Below are 17,979 nucleotides of genomic sequence, written 5' to 3'. Positions count from 1 at the left end.
CACTTCGACCACCTCCACGCCGACTATGCGAACCCACAGGGCCGATATGCAAACCTCTTTGCCAGGACGGCAAAAGCAGCGGTCCGCGGGCTCGCCGGCGGGCGTGAAACGCGGTGGACGGGTTCCGTGGCGCGTGCCTATCGTGTGGCCCGTGTCCAGTCCTGAGGCATCAAGACGCTAGCCACCGGTTCCCCGGTGGCCATGTGCGACGCGACGCGGCAGCGGTATCGCCGCTGACGGGTGCGAGGTGCGTCCTCCGCTCACTCGCTTCGTCTGATCATCGTCACCCGGGCTGAGTCGTCCCTGGAGTTCCCGCCGCCCGGCGCCGCCGCGGCGTGGTCTCCGCCTCTCGACGCGACATCGGAGTTCCTCCATGCCCTTCGCCATCTACGTCCTCGGACTGGCGGTCTTCGCCCAGGGGACGTCCGAGTTCATGCTGTCCGGGCTGAATCCGGACATCGCCCGCGAGCTGAACATCTCCCTGTCCGCGGCCGGCGCGCTGACGTCCGCGTTCGCCGCCGGAATGATCGTCGGAGCGCCGCTGACGGCGGTGCTCAGCCTGCGCTGGCCGCGGCGGCGGGCGCTGCTGGCCTTCCTGGTCGCCTTCATGCTCGTGCACGTCGCCGGGGCGGTCACCTCCAGCTTCTCGGTGCTGCTGGTGACGCGGGCGCTCGGGGCGCTGGCCAACGCCGGGTTCCTCGCCGTGGGACTCGCGACGGCGACGAGCATGGTCAGGCCGGACGCCAAGGGACGGGCGGCCGCCGTCCTGCTGGGCGGCATCACGCTCGCGTGCGTCGCCGGAGTCCCCGCGGGCGCCGCGCTCGGCCAGGCCCTCGGCTGGCGGTCGGCGTTCTGGGCGGTGGCGCTGATCTGCCTCCCGGCCGTCTTCGCCGTCCTGCGCTCGGTCCCCGACACCGCACCGCCGACCGGCAGCCCGGACGTCGACCCCGCCGACGGGCCGGGCGGCGATCCGGGCGGCGTTTCGGGCGGTGGGCCGCCCGGTGCCCGGAGCCAGCTGCGGGTGCTGCGCAGTGCGCGGCTGCTCGTCGTGCTGCTGGTGGCGGCGCTGGTGAACGCCGCCACCTTCTGCACCTTCACCTATCTGGGCCCGGTGATCACCGACGTCGCCCGGTTCTCCGAGGGCTGGGTGCCGGCGATGCTGGCGCTGTTCGGGGTCGGGTCGTTCGCCGGAGCGACGCTCGGCGGGCGGATGTCCGACACGCGGCCCATGCTGGTCCTGATTCCGGGCGGGATCGCGCTGCTCGCCGGATGGACGCTCTTCACCGCCACGGCCGGCGACCAGGTCGCCGTGCTCCTGCTCGTCTTCGTCCAGGGGACCCTGTCGTTCGCCGTGGGCTCGACGTTGATCGCCCGGATCCTGTACGCGGCGACAGGGGCGCCCTCGCTCGGCGGCGCCTTCGCGACGGCGGCGCTCAACGTGGGCGCGGCCGCCGGGCCGGCCCTCGGCGGCGCGGCCCTCGCGGCCGGGCTCGGCTACCGCTCGCCGCTCTGGCTCAGCGCGCTGCTGGTGGCGGCCGCGTTCATCACGGCAGGCTTCGCCGGAGCCGTCCGACGCACGCGAACCCCGCCCCGCGCGCAGGCGGCCGCACCCGCCCTCGGGGAGCGACCGTCCGCATGACCGGAAGGCCGCGGACCCGACCGAGGGCGAAGTCGCCGAGGGTGACACAATCACCGCGAGGTGCCCGCTGGAGCGGGCCGACGAGGCGTTCGCCGCGTTCGGCGCCGGGACACTCGGCAAGATCGCCCTCACCTGCTCCCGACCTCGCCTGATCAGCGACCCCGGGGGCCCGCCTCGTCGGGTTCGTGGCCGCACGTTCAGGCGCCGGGCAGGCTCGGCTTCGCCGCCGGTCGCGCTCAGCCTGCGGCCCTGCTGCCGTGTTTCGGCCGCCCCCTATCGGGCCGTCGGCGGGACCCGTCTCGTGTCCGGTGCCTATCTTGAGGTCCCCGCCCGCACGGATCGGACGTGCGCGCATGACCGAAGGAGTGCCGTCATGGCTCGTCCACGCGCTGGTTCCCGTCTTCGCGCGGCCGCCGGGCTGGCGGCGGTCACCGCCGCGATCAGCCTGGCCGGGTGCGGGGGCGACGAGAACGGCGCGGCGTCGGCGAGCGGATCGCCCTCCGGCAAGTCTCCGCCCCGCTCACCGGCACCGGCGTCGCCGACTCCGCTGTCGGCGGCGGACGGGACGAACGTCCGCGCCTGCAAGGACGGCACCTGCGAGGTGAAGGTGACCCGGCGCCTCACCATCCGGATGGACGAGGAGAAGCTCGAAGTCAGCGCGATCACGGTGACGTCGCTGACGGGCGACGCGATCTCCTTCGAGGTCGGCCTGCCCTCCTCGGGCGCGTTCGACTTCAACTGCGAGGGCGACCCCCGCTGCCAGACGATGGTCGCCGGCCCCGCGGCCGGGTCCTCGGGGAACGCGAAGATCACCGCGCACCCGGGCGCGCGGGTCAAGGCCAACGGCGTCGTCATCACCGTGGTCGCGGCCTCGAACGGGACGGTCGTTCTCGGCATGAAGCCCCGGTAGCCGTCCGGACGAGACCCCGACTTTGGTCGGTGTCGGCGCCGTGACCTGCGGAGCTAGCCTGTGCCGGTGGACGAGGAGACCGACTGGCCGCCGGACGCCGCTCCGTGGCGGCCGCGCAGGGCGAAGGCCGCCGCGATCGTGCTCGCCGTCTCGGGCGCGCTGGCGGCGGCGACGATCTGGGGCCGCTACAGCGCGGGCGTGCCGGACGGCCGGCTGGGCCTGGACATCGCGGCCGGCGTCGCGGCGTGGCTGCTGTCGCCGCTGCTGCTGTGGCGGCCGGTCGCGGCGGCGGTGGCGCTGACCGTGCTGGCGGCGCTGTCGCCGGCCGCGACCCCGGCGGCGACGATGGCGGCGCTGCAGGTCGCGCAGCGCCACCCGTTCCCGGTCGCCGCCGGGATCGGGGCGGCGGGCGTCGGCGCGCACGCCGTCCAGGGGCGGTGGCAGCCGGCCGCCGGGATCTCGTTCGGCTGGTGGCTGCTGCTGATCGCGCTCGGGTACGGCGCGCTGATCGGCTGGGGCGCGCTGGCGCGGGCCCGCCGGGCGCTGCTGCAGTCGCTGCGCGAACGGGCCCGCCGCGCCGAGGCCGAGCAGGGCCGCCGGGTCGCCGAGGCGCGCATGGCCGAGCGGGCGCGGATCGCGCGGGAGATGCACGACGTGCTGGCCCACCGGCTGTCGCTGCTGGCCACCTACGCCGGCGCGCTGGAGTACCGGCCGGACGCGCCGCCGGACAAGCTCGCGCACGCCGCCGGGGTCGTCCGCGCCGGGGTGCACCAGGCGCTCGACGAGCTCCGCGACGTGATCGTCCTGCTGCGCGGGGACAGGCGGAGGAGGGCCGCCCGCAGCCCGTGCTGGACGACGTGCCCCGCCTGGTGCAGGAGTCCCGCGACGCCGGCGGGCGGGTGGAGCTGCGCGACGAGGTCGTCGACGCGGGCGAGCTGCCCGCGGCGGCGGGGCGGGCCGCGTACCGGGTCGTCCAGGAGGCGCTGACCAACGCCCGCAAGCACGCGGCGGGCCGTCCCGTCCGCGTGGTGCTGCGGGGACGGCCCGGGACCCGGCTGGTCATCGACGTCCGCAACACGCTCCCCGAGGACACGGGCGCCGCCCCTGCCGCGCCCGCCGTGCCCGGCAGCGGGACGGGGCTGGTCGGCCTGACCGAGCGGGTCCGCCTCGCCGGCGGGCGCCTGGACCACCAGGCCGCCGCGGGCGAGTTCCGGCTGCACGCCTGGCTACCATGGCCCGCGTGACCCGCCCCCTGCGCCTGCTGATCGTCGACGACGACGCGCACGTCCGCGCCGGGCTGTCGATGATGCTGGACGGCGCCGCGGGCATCACCGTGGCGGGCGAGGCGGCCGACGGCGACGAGGTGCCCGCGGTGGCCGACGCGCACGCGCCCGACGTCGTCCTCATGGACCTGCGGATGCCGCGCGTGGACGGCATCACCGCGACCCGCAGGCTCCGCCGCCGGACGAACCCGCCCGAGGTCATCGTGCTGACCACGTTCGACTCCGACGAGAACATCCTGCGGGCACTGCGCGCCGGGGCCAGCGGCTTCCTGCTGAAGGACACCCCGCCGGACGAGATCGTCCACGCGGTCCGCCGCGTCGCCGCCGGGGATCCGATCCTGTCGCCGCGGATCACCCGCCGGCTCATGGACCGCGCGGCCGTCGAGGCGGGCGCGCACCAGCGGGCCCGCGCGGCGCTCGGCCGCCTCACCCCGCGCGAGAACGACGTCGTCCTCGCCATCGCCCGGGGACGCTCCAACGCCGAGATCGCCGCCGAGCTGTTCATGGGCGTGGCGACCGTCAAGGCGCACGTCTCCAGCGTCCTCACCAAGCTCGACCTGGACAACCGCACCCAGATCGCCCTCCTGGCCCACGACGCCGGCCTAGCCTGACCCGACCCCATCCGGCCGATCCCCCGGCCGGGCCGACGCCGCCGGGCCGACGCCGTGCGGCAGGTGCGGGCTACGCGGACGGGAAGGGCAGCGGGCAGCCGGGTTCGGCGGCGCAGCTCACCAGGTCGTCGCAGCCGGCGGCCAGCGCGGCACGCAGCGTCGTGGCGACGGCGGCCAGCTCGTCGATCCTGGCCTCGACGCCGGACAGCTTGGCGCGCGCCCGGTCCGCGAGCCCGGCGTTCGTCCCGGGACGGGCGCCGGTGCTGGCCGCCAGCAGGTCCGCGACCTCGTCGAGGGTGAAGCCGAGCCGCTGCGCGGTCTTGATCACGCGGAGCAGGGTGACGGTCTCCGGCGGGTAGACGCGGTGCCCGCCCGGGGTGCGGGCCGGGTCGTCGAGCAGCCCGCGCCGCTCGTAGTACCGCAGCGTCTGCGGGTTCACCCCGGCGGCGGCCGCGACCTGCCCGCTGCGCAACCCCACCGCACCGCCGCCCACACCGCCGCTCACACCGCCGGTCGCGCCGCCGCTCACGCTGCCGGTCGCGCCGCCGTTGGCGCCGTTGTTCGCGCTGCCGGTCATGTCCGCTCCTCCTGGGGGGACGGCTCGCCGCGCTCCCCGGGCCGGGCGATCACGGTCTCGGCACGGGCGGTCAGCGCGTCCAGGACGTGGGTGTGGGCGGCGGAGACGGCGACGTCCAATATCAGGTCCCCGCCGGAGACGGTCACGGTGAAGGTGAAGAAGGAGCAGCACGCGGTCTCGCGGGCCGCCAGCGCGGCGGCGCGTGCCGCCGCCTCCGGGCCGGGCCGCAGCCGCACCCGCGTCCGGCCGGGCCCCGCGCGTTCCGCTCCGGTCGCCGACTCGGCGAACAGCGCGTCGAATTCGGCCTCCCGCAGGGGCCGTTCGGTGGTCGGCAGCGTGCACGCCTGCGACGCCCAGGCCTTGTTCACGTCCATGCTCCGACGGTAACCCTGTACCGCGGTCCCGGATGCAAGCCCCGGGCGCACCCCCGGACCTGCGGTGATCCGGGTGCCCGGACCGGCGGGACGGGTACGCCGAAACGCATCCCGTGAAAGTGTCGAACGGGGCGCGGCGGCTCCGACGTCTCCGGTGAAGGGCGCCTGAGGGGCGCCGGGACGAGAGGGAGAACGGCCATGAAGTACATGATCATGCTGTACGCGTCGCAGCGGGACTACGACGAGATGGCGGGCAAGGTGCCCGCGGGCGAGGCGGTCTGGTCGGCCGAGGACCTGGCCGCGATGGGCGCGTTCATGGAGAGGTTCAACCAGGATCTGGTCGAGTCCGGCGAGTTCGTGGACGCCCACGCGCTGGCCGCGCCCGTCCACACCCGCAGGTTCCACACCAGGGACGGCGTGCCCGTCGTCACCGACGGCCCCTACCCCGAGACCGCCGAGGTCCTCGCCGGGTACACGATCGTCGAGTGCGACAGCTTCGACCGCGCGTCGGAGATCACCGCGCGGCTGGGCGAGTGCCCGGCGCCCGCGGGCGCGCAGGGCAGCGCCTACGCCGACCTGCGGCCGATCGTCGACGGCCGCGCCGACCTGGAGGGATGACCGCGGCCGTGACCGGGGACCGCGACCGGAACCGGGCCCGCGACCCGCACGGCGCCGGCGGCCGGGACGGCGGCGGCGCGCGCGGGGCCGGCGGCCGGGGGCGCGCCGGAGCCGGGGACGGTGCCCGGGCCGGGTTCGGGGACCTGCTGCGCCCGCTGGCGCCGCAGGTCCTCGGGGCCCTCGTCCGCCGGTACGGGCACTTCGACGCCGCCGAGGACGCCGTCCAGGAGGCGCTGATCGCCGCCGCCTCGCAGTGGCCCGACGGCGGCGTCCCCGCCGACCCGCGCGCCTGGCTGATCACCGTCGCGTCGCGGCGGCTGACCGACCTGCTGCGGGCCGAGCAGGCGCGACGCCGCCGCGAGGACGCCGTGGCCGCGTTCCGGCTCCCGGACGAGTGGCTGTCCCCGGCCGCCGACAGCCCGCCGCGCGACGCCGACGACACGCTGCTCCTGCTGTTCATGTGCTGCCATCCGGCGCTGTCCCCTGACCTGCGGATCGCGCTGACCCTCCGGTCGGTCGGGGGCCTGACCACCGGGGAGATCGCCCGCGCGTTCTTCGTGCCGGAGCCGACGATGGGCCAGCGGATCAGCCGCGCCAAGCGGCGCATCAGGGACGGCCGCGTCGCGTTCCGGCCGCCCGCGCCGGACGAGCGCGACGAACGGGTCGCGGCCGTCCTGCACGTCCTGTACCTGATCTTCACCGAGGGGTACGCGAGCACGGCGGGCCCGGGCCTGTTCCGTCCGGACCTGTCGGCGGAGGCGATCCGGCTGGCGCGGATCGTGCGCCGGCTGCTGCCCGGCGACGGCGAGGCGGCCGGGCTGCTGGCGCTGATGCTGCTCACCGACGCGCGCCGTCCCGCGCGGACGGCGCCCGACGGGTCCCTGGTCCCGCTCGCCGAGCAGGACCGGAGCCTGTGGCGGGCCGGCGACATCGCCGAGGGCCTGGAGCTGATCTCCGCGACGCTCCCCCGCGGCCCGGCCGGGCCCTACCAGGTGCAGGCGGCGATCGCGGCGCTGCACGACGAGGCCGCCGCGGCGGACGAGACCGACTGGCCGCAGATCGCCGCGCTGTACGAGGTGCTGCTGCGCATGTCCGACAACCCGATGGCGGCGCTGAACCACGCGGTCGCGGTGGCGATGGCGCGCGGCCCGGCCGCCGGGCTCGCCCTGCTGGAGGAACTGGAGCCGGACCGGCGGATCTCGGGGCACCACCGGCTGCACGCGGTCCGCGCGCACCTGCTGGAGATGTCCGGCGACGCGGCGGGCGCGCGCGAGTCCTATCTGGCGGCGGCGGGGCGGACGCACAGCGTCCCCGAGCAGCGCTACCTCAACTCCCGGGCGGCGCGCCTGTCCCCGTGAGCCCCCCGCCGAAACCGCCCGCGCCGAAGCCGCCGCCCTGGACGGCGCCGCCGTCGGGTGAGAAGCCTTCCTGGAAGACGCCGGCGCGGGCGGCGGCGACGGCGGCCGCGGCGGCGCGGTCGGCGACGGTCTCGTCGACCGGCTCGCCGGTGATGAACAGCCGGTGGTACAGGGGCGCGACGGCGGCGCGGACGACGTCGCCGGCGTCAGTCCCGGCGGGGACCTCGCCGCGCTCGGCGGCCCGCCGCACCACGACCGCGGCCTGCTCGTGCCGCCGCGCGAAGAAGGCGTGCAGGGCGCGGGCGGCCTCGGCGCTCTGCGCGGCGGCCGACACGAACGCCCGCGTGACGGGCCCCTCCCCGGGGTCGGTGAAGCCGGTCAGGACGAGCCGCGCGATCGCCCGCAGGTCGCCGGACAGGGTGCCGGTGTCGGGGACCGGCCACGGTTCGCCCGCCGCGGCGTCCAGCGCGTCGGCGACGAGCCCGGCGGCGTTGCCCCAGCGCCGGTAGACGGTGGTCTTGTGCACCCCGGAGCGGGCGGCGACGCCCTCCACGCCGAGCCCCGCGTATCCGTGCTCGGACAGCTCGGCGAGCGTGGCCCGCCGGACGGCCTCGCGCACCCGCGCGGTGCGCCCGCCTGGACGGACGCTCCCGGGCCCGGCGGCGGTCAGCGGGCGGGATCTCACCGCACGATCGTAACGCAACACCGGTTGCGTTAACCTCGCCGTCGGACGGAAACAGCAGCTGAGGGACGAGGGGGGACGATCCATGCCGCAGGGTTCACATGCCACGATCAGGGAGTTCACGGTCGCCGGCCCGTACGGCGTCGCCGCCGGGCCGGACGGCGCGGTGTGGTTCACGCTCGTCCACGCGGGACGGGTCGGCCGGATCACCCCGGACGGGGACCTCACCGTCCACGGGCCCGTCCCCGCCGGGCCGACGGCCATCACGGCGGGCCCGGACGGCGCGCTGTGGTTCACCGCGTACGGCGGCGGCGCGATCGGCCGGATCAGCACCGGCGGCGAGGTCGCCGAGTTCGCGGTCCCGGACGGCGGCGGCCCGTGCGGGATCGCCGCCGGGCCCGACGGCGCGCTGTGGTTCACCCGCATGCAGGCCGGCGGCGTCGGCCGCGTCACGGTCGGCGGGCAGGTCACCGACCATCCGCTGCCCGTCGGCGACGCGCTGCCCTCGATGATCGCGCGGGGGCCGGACGAGGCGATGTGGTTCACCCTCAACCAGGGCAACGCCGTCGGCAGGATCGCCATGGACGGGGACGTGACCGTCCATCCGCTGCCCACCGAGGGGTCCGCGCCGGTGGGCATCGCCGCGGGCCCGGACGGCGCGCTGTGGTTCACCGAGATCGGCACCGGGCACATCGGGCAGATCACCACCGACGGGAAGGTCACCGAGTTCCCGCTGCCCGACCCCGCCGCCCGCCCGCACGGCATCGTCGCGGGCCCCGGCGGGGACCTGTGGTTCACCGAGTGGGGCACCGCCCACGTCGCCCGTATCACGCCCGAGGGCCGCATGGACGAGCACCCGCTCCCGACGCCCGGCTGCGAGCCGCACGGCATCGCGCTCGGCCCGGACGGAGCGCTGTGGGTGGCGCTGGAGACCGGCGCGCTCGCCCGCGTCACCGTCAGCTGACCCGGCCCGGAGCCGCCCTCAGCTGACCCGGCCCGGGGCCGCCCTGCGCCGGGGCCGCTCTGGCGCGAAAACCGGTTGGCAGTGGCGGCGGCGTTCGTTAGAACGGTCGGCATGCTCCGCAAGTACCCCCGGACCCGGCACATCGAGGGCTCCCGGCTCCAGCCGGGCGACCACGACCTCGCGTCCGTGCCGTTCGCGGCGATCGCCGGGAGGTACCTGGTGGTGGAGGAGAAGCTCGACGGCGCCAACGCCGGCATCAGCTTCACCTCCGGCGGCGAGCTGCGGCTGCAGAGCCGCGGCCACTTCCTGACGGGCGGGCCGCGCGAGCGGCAGTTCGGGCCGCTGAAGGCGTGGGCCGCGTCCGTCCAGCACGTGCTGCGGGAACGGCTGGGCGACCGGTACGTCCTGTACGGGGAGTGGCTGTACGCCAAGCACACCGTCTTCTACGACGCGCTCCCCCACTATTTCTGCGAGTTCGACGTCCTGGACCAGTCGGACGGGACGTTCCTGTCCACGGCGGCGCGCCGCGACCTGCTCGACGGGACGCCGGTGGTGCCGGTGCCCGTCCTGCACGAGGGGCCGCTGGCGGACGTGGCGGCGCTGACCGCGTTCGCCGGGCCGTCCACCTGCCGGACCCCGGCCTGGCGGGACGCGCTGCGCGCGGCTGCGGAGGCGGGCGGCGCCGACCCGGCCCGGGTCGCCGCGGAGAGCGACGCCTCCGACGAGATGGAGGGCCTCTACATCAAGGTGGAGGAGGACGGGAAGACCGTCGACCGCTACAAGTGGGTCCGGCCGAGCTTCCTGACCGCGATCCTGGACGCGGGGACCCACTGGCAGGAGCGTCCCATCGTCGCCAACGGCCTCGCCGACCCGGAGGTGCTGTATGCGGGTGTTCGATGAGCTGTGCCCCGCGCCGCCGCACTGGGACCTCGACTGGGAGCGGATCCGGGACGCGTTCGGCTGGGTCCGCGACATGGCGGGCGTCCCGCAGGACGCCGTCTTCCACGGCGAGGGCGACGTGGAGACCCACACCCGGATGGCGTGCGAGGCGCTGGCGTCGCTGCCGCAGTGGCGGGAGCGTCCGCACGGCGAGCGGGTGCGGCTGTTCGCGACCGTGCTGATGCACGACATCGCCAAGCCGCACTGCACCGCCATCGACGGCGAGGGGCGGATCACCGCGCGCGGCCACTCGCGGCGCGGCGACCTGATGGTGCGCCGGATCCTGTGGGAGCTGGACGCGCCCGTGGCGTGGCGCGAGCACGTCGCCGCGCTGATCCGCCACCACCAGGTGCCGTTCTGGGCGCTGGAGCGCCCCGACCTGCAGCAGATCGCGTTCCGCGTCAGCCTGCTGGCCCGCAACGACGACCTGGTGCTGCTGGCGTCGGCCGACATCCTCGGCCGCGTCTGCCCCGACGCCGGCGAGTTGCTGGAGAACGTCGGCCTGTACGGGGAGTACTGCGCCGAGCAGGACTGCCTGGACGGGCCGCGCGCGTTCCCGTCCGAGCACGCCCGGTTCTGGTACTTCCGCAAGCCGGGACGCGACCCCGGCTACGCCGCCTACGACGACACGCGCCTGACCGCGACCGTCCTGTCGGGGCTGCCGGGCGTCGGCAAGGACCACTGGATCGCCGCGAACCGCCCCGGCGTCCCGGTCGTCTCCCTGGACCGGGTGCGCGCCGAGCTGGGCGTGTCCCCGGCCGGGGACCAGCGCGCCGTGGCCGCCGCCGCGCACGACCTGGCCCGCGAGCATCTGCGCGCCGGGCGGTCGTTCGTGTGGAACGCCACCAACGTGTCGCGGACGCAGCGCGAGGCGTGCACCGGCCTCATCGCCGGGTACCGGGGACGGGTCGAGGTCGTCGCGCTGGAGGCGCCGCCGCGCGTGGTCCGCGACCGCAACCGGGGACGGGCGGCGCCGGTGCCCGACGCGGTGATCGACCGGCTCGTCCGCCGCTGGGAGACCCCGGACCCGACCGAGGCCCACCGCGTCCACTGGCTCACCACCGCCTGACCCGCGCCCCCTTCCACTGCCTGACCTGCGGTTTCGTGGGTGCCGCCCTGGTCCGGGCCGATCACCCGCGGCCCGGGCGCCGGCACGTTTAGGCGGCGAGCAGGGGGAACGGCTCTAGCAGGCTTGCAGGCGAGACCCAGGCTTGCAGACGAGCTGACACGCGGAGGGGGCCGGAGGCCATGAGCATCGTGCGGCCGGCACATGACGGCGAGACCGAGACCGGGCCCGGGACCGGGGCCGTGTCCGCGGGCGCCTACAGGCACGACTACGCGCACGCCCCCGAGGTCGACGGGGGCCGCCGCGAACCGGGGACCGGCGAACTGGTCCGGCAGGCCGCGCAGCAGGTGTCGGAGCTGATGCGCGCCGAGCTGCGCCTGGCGGTGGCGGAGCTGAAGGACAAGGGCCGCCACGCCGGGACCGGCGCCGGGATGTTCGGCGGCGCCGCCCTGGTGGCGCTGTACGGGCTGGCGGTGCTGCTCGCGGCGGCGGTCGCCGCGATCGCGGTGGCGCTGCCGGTGTGGGCGGCGGCGCTGATCATCGGCGGGTTCCTGATGCTGGTCGCGGGCGTCCTGGCGATCTTGGGCCGCGCGCAGACCAGGAAGGCCACGCCCGCCAAACCGGAGCAGGCGATGGACGGGGCCCGGCAGGCCGTGGCCGAGCTCAAGGAGAGGGCGACGCACCGATGACGACGCAGGGCAAGCACGGCGCCGACGCGGGGACGGCGGAGCTGCGGCAGGAGGTCGACCGGGCGCGGCACGACCTCGGCGAGACGGTGGAGCTGCTCGCCGCCAAGGCCGACGTGAAGGCGATGGCCAGGGAGAAGATCGCGCGGGCGCGGGAGAGGGCGCGGGAGTCGGCCGCGTCCGCCCGCGACGCCGGCGCCGGCGAGCAGGCCAGGCGCGGCGGGATCGTGGTCGCGTCGGCGGGCGCGCTCGCGCTGGCGGCGGTGTGGGTGCGGCGGCGCCGCTCGTCCAGGACACGGTGGCCCTCCCCCGTGCCGCACCGCGGCCGCCACGGACACCACGGCATCAGCGGCCTGCGCGGTCTCAGCGGCAGCGGCCTGCGCGGTGGCCGCGGGAGTCGTGGCCTGCGCGGCGTCAGCGGCCTGCGCGGGGGGCGCGGGGGGCGCGTGCCGCTGCGAGTCCGGTTCCGCGGCGGTCGGCGGGGGGCCGTGCAGGTGCGGCGCCGACGCCGCTCGATCTTCTGATCGGAGGGACCCTGGCCATGGGCGCACCCGGCGCACCCACCGACCTGCCCGCCGCCTCGTGGGGACGGGCCCTGAAACGCACGGCCGGCGAGTACCAGAAGGACAACCTGTCGGACTGGGCCGCCGCGCTCACCTACTACTCCGTCCTGTCGATCTTCCCGGCGATGCTGGTGGTGGTGTCCCTGGTGGGCCTGGCCGGGCGGTCGGTGACGCAGGACCTCATCGCCAGCGTCGGCGACCTGGCGCCCGGGTCGGTGAAGCAGCTGCTGATCACCTCCATCACCCAGCTGCAGGGCAACCGCGCCGGCGCCGGGATCGTCGCGCTGGTGAGCCTGGCGGCGGCGATCTGGTCGGCGTCGGGGTACGTGGGCGCCTTCATGCGCGCGTCCAACGTCGTCTACGACATCCCGGAGGGGCGCCCGTTCTGGAAGACCGTCCCGCTCCGCGTCGTGATCACGCTGGTGACGCTGGTGCTGCTGTCGGCGTCGGTGATCGCGGTGGTGGTGTCGGGGCCGCTGGCCCGCGAGGCCGGCGACCTGCTCGGGCTCGGCTCGCAGGCGGTCACGATCTGGAACATCGCCAAGTGGCCGGTGCTGCTGATCGTGGTCGCGTTCCTGTTCTCGCTGCTGTACTGGGCGGCGCCGAACGCCAGGCGCCGGTTCCGGTGGGTCACGCCGGGCGGCGTCCTGGCGATCGTGCTGTGGCTGGCGGCGTCGGGCCTGTTCGCGCTGTACGTGTCGGGGTTCTCGTCCTACAACAAGACCTACGGCAGCCTCGCGGGGATCATCGTGTTCCTGGTGTGGCTGTGGATCACGAACCTGGCGATCCTGCTGGGCGCCGAGCTGAACGCCGAGCTGGAGCGCGGCCGCGCCGTCGCGGGCGGGGCGCGTCCCGGTGACGAGCCTTACGTGGAGTTCCGCGACACCCGCGGGTTCGACGACGACGAGCGCCGCGCGACGGGCGTAGCCGAGGAGCGGAGCGGCGAACCCGGCGGCGGATCTCGCGGCGGGCCGCGCGCCGGGGACGGCGCGAGCCGGGCCTAATCTGCGGGGATCACGGGTCGCACAAGACCGGACACGATGAATAGGATCATCGCATGCTGCGTCCGGCTTACCCGATCGAGACCGAGCGGCTGACCCTGCGGCCGTTCCGCGAGGGCGACCTTGAGGGCCTGTTCGCCTACCAGTCGCTGCCCGAGGTGGCGCGGTTCCTGTACTGGGAGCCGCGGAACCTGGAGGAGTCGCGGGAGTTCCTCCAGCAGAAGATGGGCGCGGCGACCGTGGAGAAGGAGGGCGACTGGCTCGTCCTGGCGGTGGTGTGGCGCGAGACCGGCGACCTGATCGGCGAGGTCAACCTGCAGTGGCGCAGCAGGGAGCACCGGCAGGGCGAGATCGGCTACATCTTCAATCCCGACTTCCACGGCAAGGGGTTCGCGACCGAGGCCGCCGAGGTCGTGCTGCGGCTCGGGTTCGAGGGCCTGGACCTGCACCGCGTGTGCGGGCGGCTGGACGGCCGCAACGCCGCGTCCGCCCGGGTGCTGGAGCGGCTCGGGATGCGCCGCGAGGCGCATCTGGTGCAGAACGAGATCGTCAAGGGCGAGTGGAGCGACGAGGTCGTGTACGCGATGCTGCGGCACGAGTGGGACGCCCGCACCGACTCCTGACCCCCCGGCGCGAACCCGGCGCGAACTCGGCGCCGTCTAGCCCTGAAGGCGGCGGGTCAGCGTCCGGCCTGCTCTTCCAGGGTCCGCGCGAGGTCGCGGACGTGGCCGCGCAGTTCGGCCGGGCGGCGGATCGTGAACGGGAACCCGAGCCCGGCGAGCATCCGCGCCATCCCGTCCAGCCGCTCCGCGCGCGTGACCATGAGCACTCCCCCGGCGTCCTCGGTGAGGGCGGCGGTGGCGGCGGGGATGCGGCGCCGCGCCTCGGCGAGGGTGGTCTCCAGCAGCACCTCGACCTCGTGCGCGTACGGGACGCGCGCCAGCGACCGGACGACGTGCTGGACGGGGTCGACGCCGCCGGGGACCTCGAAGCGGGCGGCGCCCGGCTCGGCGGACACGACCCGGTCGACGCGGAAGGTGCGGATCTCGCCGCTGCGGTGGTCGTGGCCGGTGACGTACCAGCGGCCGGAGTGGAACACCAGCCCGTAGGGGTCCAGGTCGCGTTCGGTCTCGGTGTCGCGCCACGACCGGTACCGCAGCCGGACGCGGCGCCGTTCCCGCGCGGCGGCGGCGAGGGTGAGGACGGCGCCGGTGTCGGGCGCGGCCGCGCCGCGGGAGGCGGCGGCGCGGTCCGGGGCGGTGAACCCGAGCGTGTCGCGCAGCGCCTGGACGCGGTCGCGCAGCGCGGCGGGCAGCACGCGCTGGACCTTGGCCAGGGCGCTCTCGGTGGCCTGCCCCGGCAGCCCGATCCGCCGTCCGGCCAGCAGCCCGAGGACGACGGCGGTGGCCTCGTCGTCGGTGAGCATGAGCGGCGGGAGCTTGTAGCCGGGCATGAGGCGGTAGCCGCCGTGGCGGCCGCGTTCGGCGACGACGGGGACGCCGAGGTCCTCAAGCCGCGCGGCGTAGCGGCGGACGGTGCGCTCGTCCACGCCGAGCCGCCGCGCCAGGTCCCCGCCGCGCATGCGGTGGTTGGCCTGCAGCAGTTCGAGCATGGCAAGGACACGGGTCGTCGGATGCGACGACCCCGGCGGCGCCGAGTGTGACATGGGTCGCTCACCTAATCCGGGCGGGTTCTGTCCGGTATCGACCGTAGCGTGTGGTGACACCACCGAGAAAGGACGGCTGACATGGCGACGTTCGTACTGGTCCCCGGATACTGGCTGGGCGCCTGGGCGTGGGACGAGGTCGCGGCGCCGCTGCGCGCCGCCGGCCACGACGTGCACGCGGTGACGCCGGCGGGGGTGGCGGAGCGGGCGGGCGAGGCGTCCCCGGACGTCGACGTCGACACCCACGCCGCCGACATCCTCAAGGTCGTCGAGGACGGCGGGCTGACCGGCGTCGTCCTGGTCGCGCACAGCGGCGCGAACATGGCCGCGACCGCCGCGGCCGACCGGGTCCCGGACCGGATCGCCCGGGTCGTCTACGTCGACACCGGGCCGATGCCGACGGGCCTGGCCGGGATCGACTTCCACGATCCCGAGGCGCGCGCGGCGCTGGAGAAGCAGGTCGCCGAGGAGGGCGAGGGGTGGCGGATCCCGGTGCCGCCGTTCGACCCGGACGCCGACCCGGTCAACCTCGCCGGCCTGAGCGGGGAGCGGCTCGCCGAGATGCGCGAGCGCGGCACGCCGCAGCCGTTCGGCACGGCCACGCAGCCCGCCGCGCGTCCCGACCCGCTGCCGGACACGCCCCGCACGCTGATCGCGACCACGATCCCGCTCGCGGCGGTGCGGCGGATGGGCGAGGACGGCCACCCGATCTTCTCGGCGATGACCGGCCCCGGCTGGACCTACCGGGAGCTGCCGACCGGCCACTGGCCGATGTTCTCCAAGCCGCGCGAGCTGGCCGCCCTCCTGGACGAACTCGCCGCACTCGACTAGCCGCACTCGACTAGGCGTGCTGTGCTGGGCGCGGATCCCGCTGATCGCCCGCCGGGGCGGTCAGCGGTGGTAGCGGAGGCCGTGGCCGAACGGGTAGAGGACGGTGCCGGGGTCGTCGCGGACGGGGATCGTGACGGGCAGCCGCCCGCGCGGGTCCAGCTCGCCGAACATCGCCTTGCCGGCCGACCGCAGCGCCTCGGCGGTGTAGGAGTAGGTGGCCAGGTAGGTGTCGGCCTCGGGGAACCAGGCGATGTCGTAGGGGTCGCGGACGGCGACGACGATGACGGGCTTGCCGGTGCCGACGAGGGCCTTGACCAGGTCGGCCTGCCCGGGCCCGTTGTGGCCGGGCTCGTCCTTGACGTCCCAGGCGCGGTTGGTGACGGCGACGAGGAGGTCCTGGCCCTCGGCGGCGGCGACGGCCTGGTCGATCTGGGCCCGGCCGGGGCTGAGGCCGGTCTGCCGGACGGTGGCCGTGGCGCCGCGGCGGGCGAGCTCGGTGCCGAGCGCCGCGGTGGCGCCGGCGCCCCACCCGGTGACGAGCACGTCGCGCGCGCCGGGCCGCAGCGGCAGGACGCCCGCGCCGTTCGCGACCAGGGTGGTGGTGCGGTCGGCGGCGCGCTGCGCGGCGGCCAGGTGCGCGGCCGCGCCGACCACGTCGCCGACCTCGGACTCGTCGGCGTAGGGGTCGCGGAACAGGCCGCGCCTGTGCTTGAGCTCCAGGATCCGGTACACCGACTCGTCGATCCGCCTCTCGGTGAGCTCGCCGGACTTCACGGCGGCGACGACGGCGGCGAGCTGGCGGGGGAACACGCCGGTGCCGTCGGCGTCGGCGGGTGGTTTGAGCAGGACGTCGACGCCGGCCTTGAGGGCGAGGACGGGGACGCGCTCGTCGCCGTACTTGGCGCGGACGCCGTCCATGTCGAGCGCGTCGGTGACGACGACGCCGCGGTAGTGCAGCCGGTCGCGCAGGATGCCGGTGAGGATGGGCCGCGACAGGGTGGCGGGGTCGCCGGAGGGGTCCAGCGACTTCACCACGATGTGCGCGGTCATGATCGAGTCGACGCCGCGGGCGATGGCGGCGCGGAACGGCGGCAGGTCGAGCCGCTCCCACTCCGCGCGGGTGTGGTCGATCTCCGGGACGCCGGTGTGGCTGTCGGTGGTGGTGTCGCCGTGCCCGGGGAAGTGCTTGACGGTCGGGGTCACGCCCGCCGACGCGTACCCGCCGATCTGCGCGGTGACCATGGACGACACCAGCCCGGGGTCGGACCCGAAGGACCGCACGCCGATGACGGGGTTGGCGGGGTTGACGTTGACGTCGGCGTCGGGCGCGTAGTCCTGGTTGACGCCGATGGCGCGCAGCTCCCGTCCGGTGATGCGGGCCAGGGCGCGGGCGTCGCCGGTGCGGCGCCCGGCGGCCAGCGCCATCGCGCCGGGCGACTGGGTGGCGGGCGGCTGGACGCGGGCGACGATGCCGCCCTCCTGGTCGATCGCGATCGTCGCGGGGATCCGCTGCGGGCTCCTGCTGGGGGACGTCCCCTCGCACCCCCCGGAACAACCCGGCGGCGCGAGCGCGGCGCGCTGGATGCCGTTGGAGAACGCGGCGAGCTGGTGCGGGTCGGTGACGTTCTCGCCGTAGTAGATGAACCCGCCGGGCCGGTAGCGGGCCATGACCTGCGCGGCGTTGTCGACCCCGTACAGGCGGCGGTTGGCGGCGACGGCGGCGGGCTCGGCGGTGTCGGCGCTCTTGCCGTGGATCTGCAGGACGAACAGCTGCGCGGCCTTCTCCTCCAGCGTCATCGACCGCAGGATCCGCGCCAGGTGCGGGTCCCGGCCGTGCCGGTCGCCGGCCCGCGCGTCGCCGGCCCGCGCGTCGCCGGCCCGCGCGTCGCCGGCCCGCGCGTCGGCGGGCGCGCTGAGCGCGGTCACGGCGAGCGTCCCGGCGGTGAGGCCGGCGAGGCCGCCGAGAAAGCGGCGGGCGCGCCGGCGCCCGGGCGTGCGGGAACGGTACATGTCGGCTCCCTCCCGCCCCCGAGCAAGTCCCGACGATCAAGGTCCTCCTGGCAAGTTAACCCCGCGCCGCGCGCCCGTCCACCGCCCCGCCCTCGGCGGACGCCGCCCGGTGGCCGATACAGGGCAGATGATCACTTCGTCCGGGGCGCGCCGGTCAGCCTGTTCCACGATCGTCCGAGGAGCCCCCCGCCGGAGCGTGAA

Annotated in this window: 20 protein-coding genes; 15 read left to right on the top strand and 5 right to left on the bottom strand. The window is 75.7% G+C overall.

Going from position 1 to position 17,979, the window contains the following annotated elements:
• Positions 1-373: 373 nt before the first annotated feature.
• From ACH34T_RS11920 to ACH34T_RS11900, 5 genes are all read left to right on the top strand, one after another.
• Positions 374-1,639 carry a Cmx/CmrA family chloramphenicol efflux MFS transporter gene (locus ACH34T_RS11920; protein WP_395992095.1) on the top strand — a complete coding sequence of 422 codons (1,266 nt, stop codon included), beginning with the start codon at positions 374-376 and terminating at the stop codon, positions 1,637-1,639.
• A 373-nt stretch (positions 1,640-2,012) separates the two neighbouring features.
• Positions 2,013-2,549, top strand: coding sequence for a hypothetical protein (locus tag ACH34T_RS11915; RefSeq protein WP_395992094.1), 537 nt, complete (start codon positions 2,013-2,015; stop codon positions 2,547-2,549).
• 66 nt (positions 2,550-2,615) lie between these two features.
• Entirely contained in the window at positions 2,616-3,536 is a 921-nt protein-coding gene (locus tag ACH34T_RS11910) for a sensor histidine kinase (RefSeq protein ID WP_395992092.1), read from the top strand.
• Positions 3,449-3,793 (top strand): sensor histidine kinase, encoded by a 345-nt coding sequence (locus ACH34T_RS11905; RefSeq protein ID WP_395992091.1) that lies wholly within the window; start codon positions 3,449-3,451, stop codon positions 3,791-3,793. Before ACH34T_RS11910 ends, ACH34T_RS11905 begins: the two co-directional genes overlap by 88 nt.
• Positions 3,781-4,443: a response regulator gene (locus tag ACH34T_RS11900; RefSeq protein WP_395992090.1), complete on the top strand. Its 663-nt coding sequence runs from the start codon at positions 3,781-3,783 to the stop codon at positions 4,441-4,443. The genes ACH34T_RS11905 and ACH34T_RS11900 overlap by 13 nt, the downstream gene beginning before the upstream one ends.
• A gap of 70 nt (positions 4,444-4,513) precedes the next feature.
• Here ACH34T_RS11900 and ACH34T_RS11895 read toward each other — a convergent pair whose 3' ends face one another.
• Together ACH34T_RS11895 and ACH34T_RS11890 are read right to left on the bottom strand one after the other, a co-directional pair.
• Entirely contained in the window at positions 4,514-5,020 is a 507-nt protein-coding gene (locus tag ACH34T_RS11895; RefSeq protein ID WP_395992089.1) for a MerR family transcriptional regulator, read from the bottom strand.
• Entirely contained in the window at positions 5,017-5,394 is a 378-nt protein-coding gene (locus ACH34T_RS11890; RefSeq protein ID WP_395992088.1) for a hypothetical protein, read from the bottom strand. The genes ACH34T_RS11895 and ACH34T_RS11890 overlap by 4 nt, the downstream gene beginning before the upstream one ends.
• Before the next feature lie 198 nt (positions 5,395-5,592).
• Between ACH34T_RS11890 and ACH34T_RS11885 the strand changes: the two genes are divergently transcribed.
• Both ACH34T_RS11885 and ACH34T_RS11880 read left to right on the top strand, forming a co-directional pair.
• Positions 5,593-6,012, top strand: coding sequence for a YciI family protein (locus ACH34T_RS11885; protein ID WP_395992087.1), 420 nt, complete (start codon positions 5,593-5,595; stop codon positions 6,010-6,012).
• Positions 6,009-7,370 carry an RNA polymerase sigma factor gene (locus tag ACH34T_RS11880; protein WP_395992086.1) on the top strand — a complete coding sequence of 454 codons (1,362 nt, stop codon included), beginning with the start codon at positions 6,009-6,011 and terminating at the stop codon, positions 7,368-7,370. The genes ACH34T_RS11885 and ACH34T_RS11880 overlap by 4 nt, the downstream gene beginning before the upstream one ends.
• On the opposite strand, the gene ACH34T_RS11875 is transcribed toward ACH34T_RS11880, so the two are convergent.
• On the bottom strand, positions 7,339-8,055 hold the full coding sequence (locus tag ACH34T_RS11875; RefSeq protein WP_395992085.1) for a TetR/AcrR family transcriptional regulator: 717 nt from the start codon (positions 8,053-8,055) through the stop codon (positions 7,339-7,341). The two genes, ACH34T_RS11880 and ACH34T_RS11875, sit on opposite strands and share 32 nt — an antisense overlap.
• An 82-nt stretch (positions 8,056-8,137) precedes the next feature.
• Between ACH34T_RS11875 and ACH34T_RS11870 the strand changes: the two genes are divergently transcribed.
• The 7 genes from ACH34T_RS11870 to ACH34T_RS11840 all read left to right on the top strand — a co-directional run bounded on the left by ACH34T_RS11870 (position 8,138) and on the right by ACH34T_RS11840 (position 13,894).
• A complete protein-coding gene (locus ACH34T_RS11870) occupies positions 8,138-9,016 on the top strand; it encodes a virginiamycin B lyase (RefSeq protein WP_395992084.1) in 879 nt (292 codons plus the stop codon).
• A gap of 111 nt (positions 9,017-9,127) precedes the next feature.
• Positions 9,128-9,916, top strand: a complete 789-nt coding sequence (locus ACH34T_RS11865) for an RNA ligase family protein (RefSeq protein ID WP_395992083.1) — start codon at positions 9,128-9,130, stop codon at positions 9,914-9,916.
• Positions 9,900-11,024 carry an AAA family ATPase gene (locus ACH34T_RS11860; protein ID WP_395992082.1) on the top strand — a complete coding sequence of 375 codons (1,125 nt, stop codon included), beginning with the start codon at positions 9,900-9,902 and terminating at the stop codon, positions 11,022-11,024. Before ACH34T_RS11865 ends, ACH34T_RS11860 begins: the two co-directional genes overlap by 17 nt.
• 179 nt (positions 11,025-11,203) lie before the next feature.
• Positions 11,204-11,710, top strand: coding sequence for a phage holin family protein (locus ACH34T_RS11855; RefSeq protein ID WP_395992081.1), 507 nt, complete (start codon positions 11,204-11,206; stop codon positions 11,708-11,710).
• On the top strand, positions 11,707-12,231 hold the full coding sequence (locus ACH34T_RS11850; protein WP_395992080.1) for a DUF3618 domain-containing protein: 525 nt from the start codon (positions 11,707-11,709) through the stop codon (positions 12,229-12,231). Before ACH34T_RS11855 ends, ACH34T_RS11850 begins: the two co-directional genes overlap by 4 nt.
• 17 nt (positions 12,232-12,248) lie before the next feature.
• Positions 12,249-13,274 carry a YihY/virulence factor BrkB family protein gene (locus ACH34T_RS11845; RefSeq protein WP_395992079.1) on the top strand — a complete coding sequence of 342 codons (1,026 nt, stop codon included), beginning with the start codon at positions 12,249-12,251 and terminating at the stop codon, positions 13,272-13,274.
• Between the two features lie 53 nt (positions 13,275-13,327).
• Positions 13,328-13,894 carry a GNAT family N-acetyltransferase gene (locus tag ACH34T_RS11840; protein WP_395992078.1) on the top strand — a complete coding sequence of 189 codons (567 nt, stop codon included), beginning with the start codon at positions 13,328-13,330 and terminating at the stop codon, positions 13,892-13,894.
• A gap of 56 nt (positions 13,895-13,950) precedes the next feature.
• Here ACH34T_RS11840 and ACH34T_RS11835 read toward each other — a convergent pair whose 3' ends face one another.
• Positions 13,951-14,937, bottom strand: a complete 987-nt coding sequence (locus tag ACH34T_RS11835) for a helix-turn-helix transcriptional regulator (protein WP_395992077.1) — start codon at positions 14,935-14,937, stop codon at positions 13,951-13,953.
• A gap of 81 nt (positions 14,938-15,018) precedes the next feature.
• Here ACH34T_RS11835 and ACH34T_RS11830 point away from each other — a divergent pair, with 81 nt between their 5' ends.
• Entirely contained in the window at positions 15,019-15,768 is a 750-nt protein-coding gene (locus tag ACH34T_RS11830; RefSeq protein WP_395992076.1) for an alpha/beta fold hydrolase, read from the top strand.
• 60 nt (positions 15,769-15,828) lie between these two features.
• On the opposite strand, the gene ACH34T_RS11825 is transcribed toward ACH34T_RS11830, so the two are convergent.
• Entirely contained in the window at positions 15,829-17,778 is a 1,950-nt protein-coding gene (locus tag ACH34T_RS11825; RefSeq protein WP_395992075.1) for a glycoside hydrolase family 3 protein, read from the bottom strand.
• Positions 17,779-17,979 lie beyond the last annotated feature (201 nt).

It is taken from the genome of Actinomadura sp. 9N215 (assembly GCF_044326345.1).
GTDB lineage: Bacteria > Actinomycetota > Actinomycetes > Streptosporangiales > Streptosporangiaceae > Spirillospora.
The sequence above is the reverse complement of the archived record's forward strand: the minus strand, read 5'-3'. Positions and strand labels throughout refer to the sequence as shown.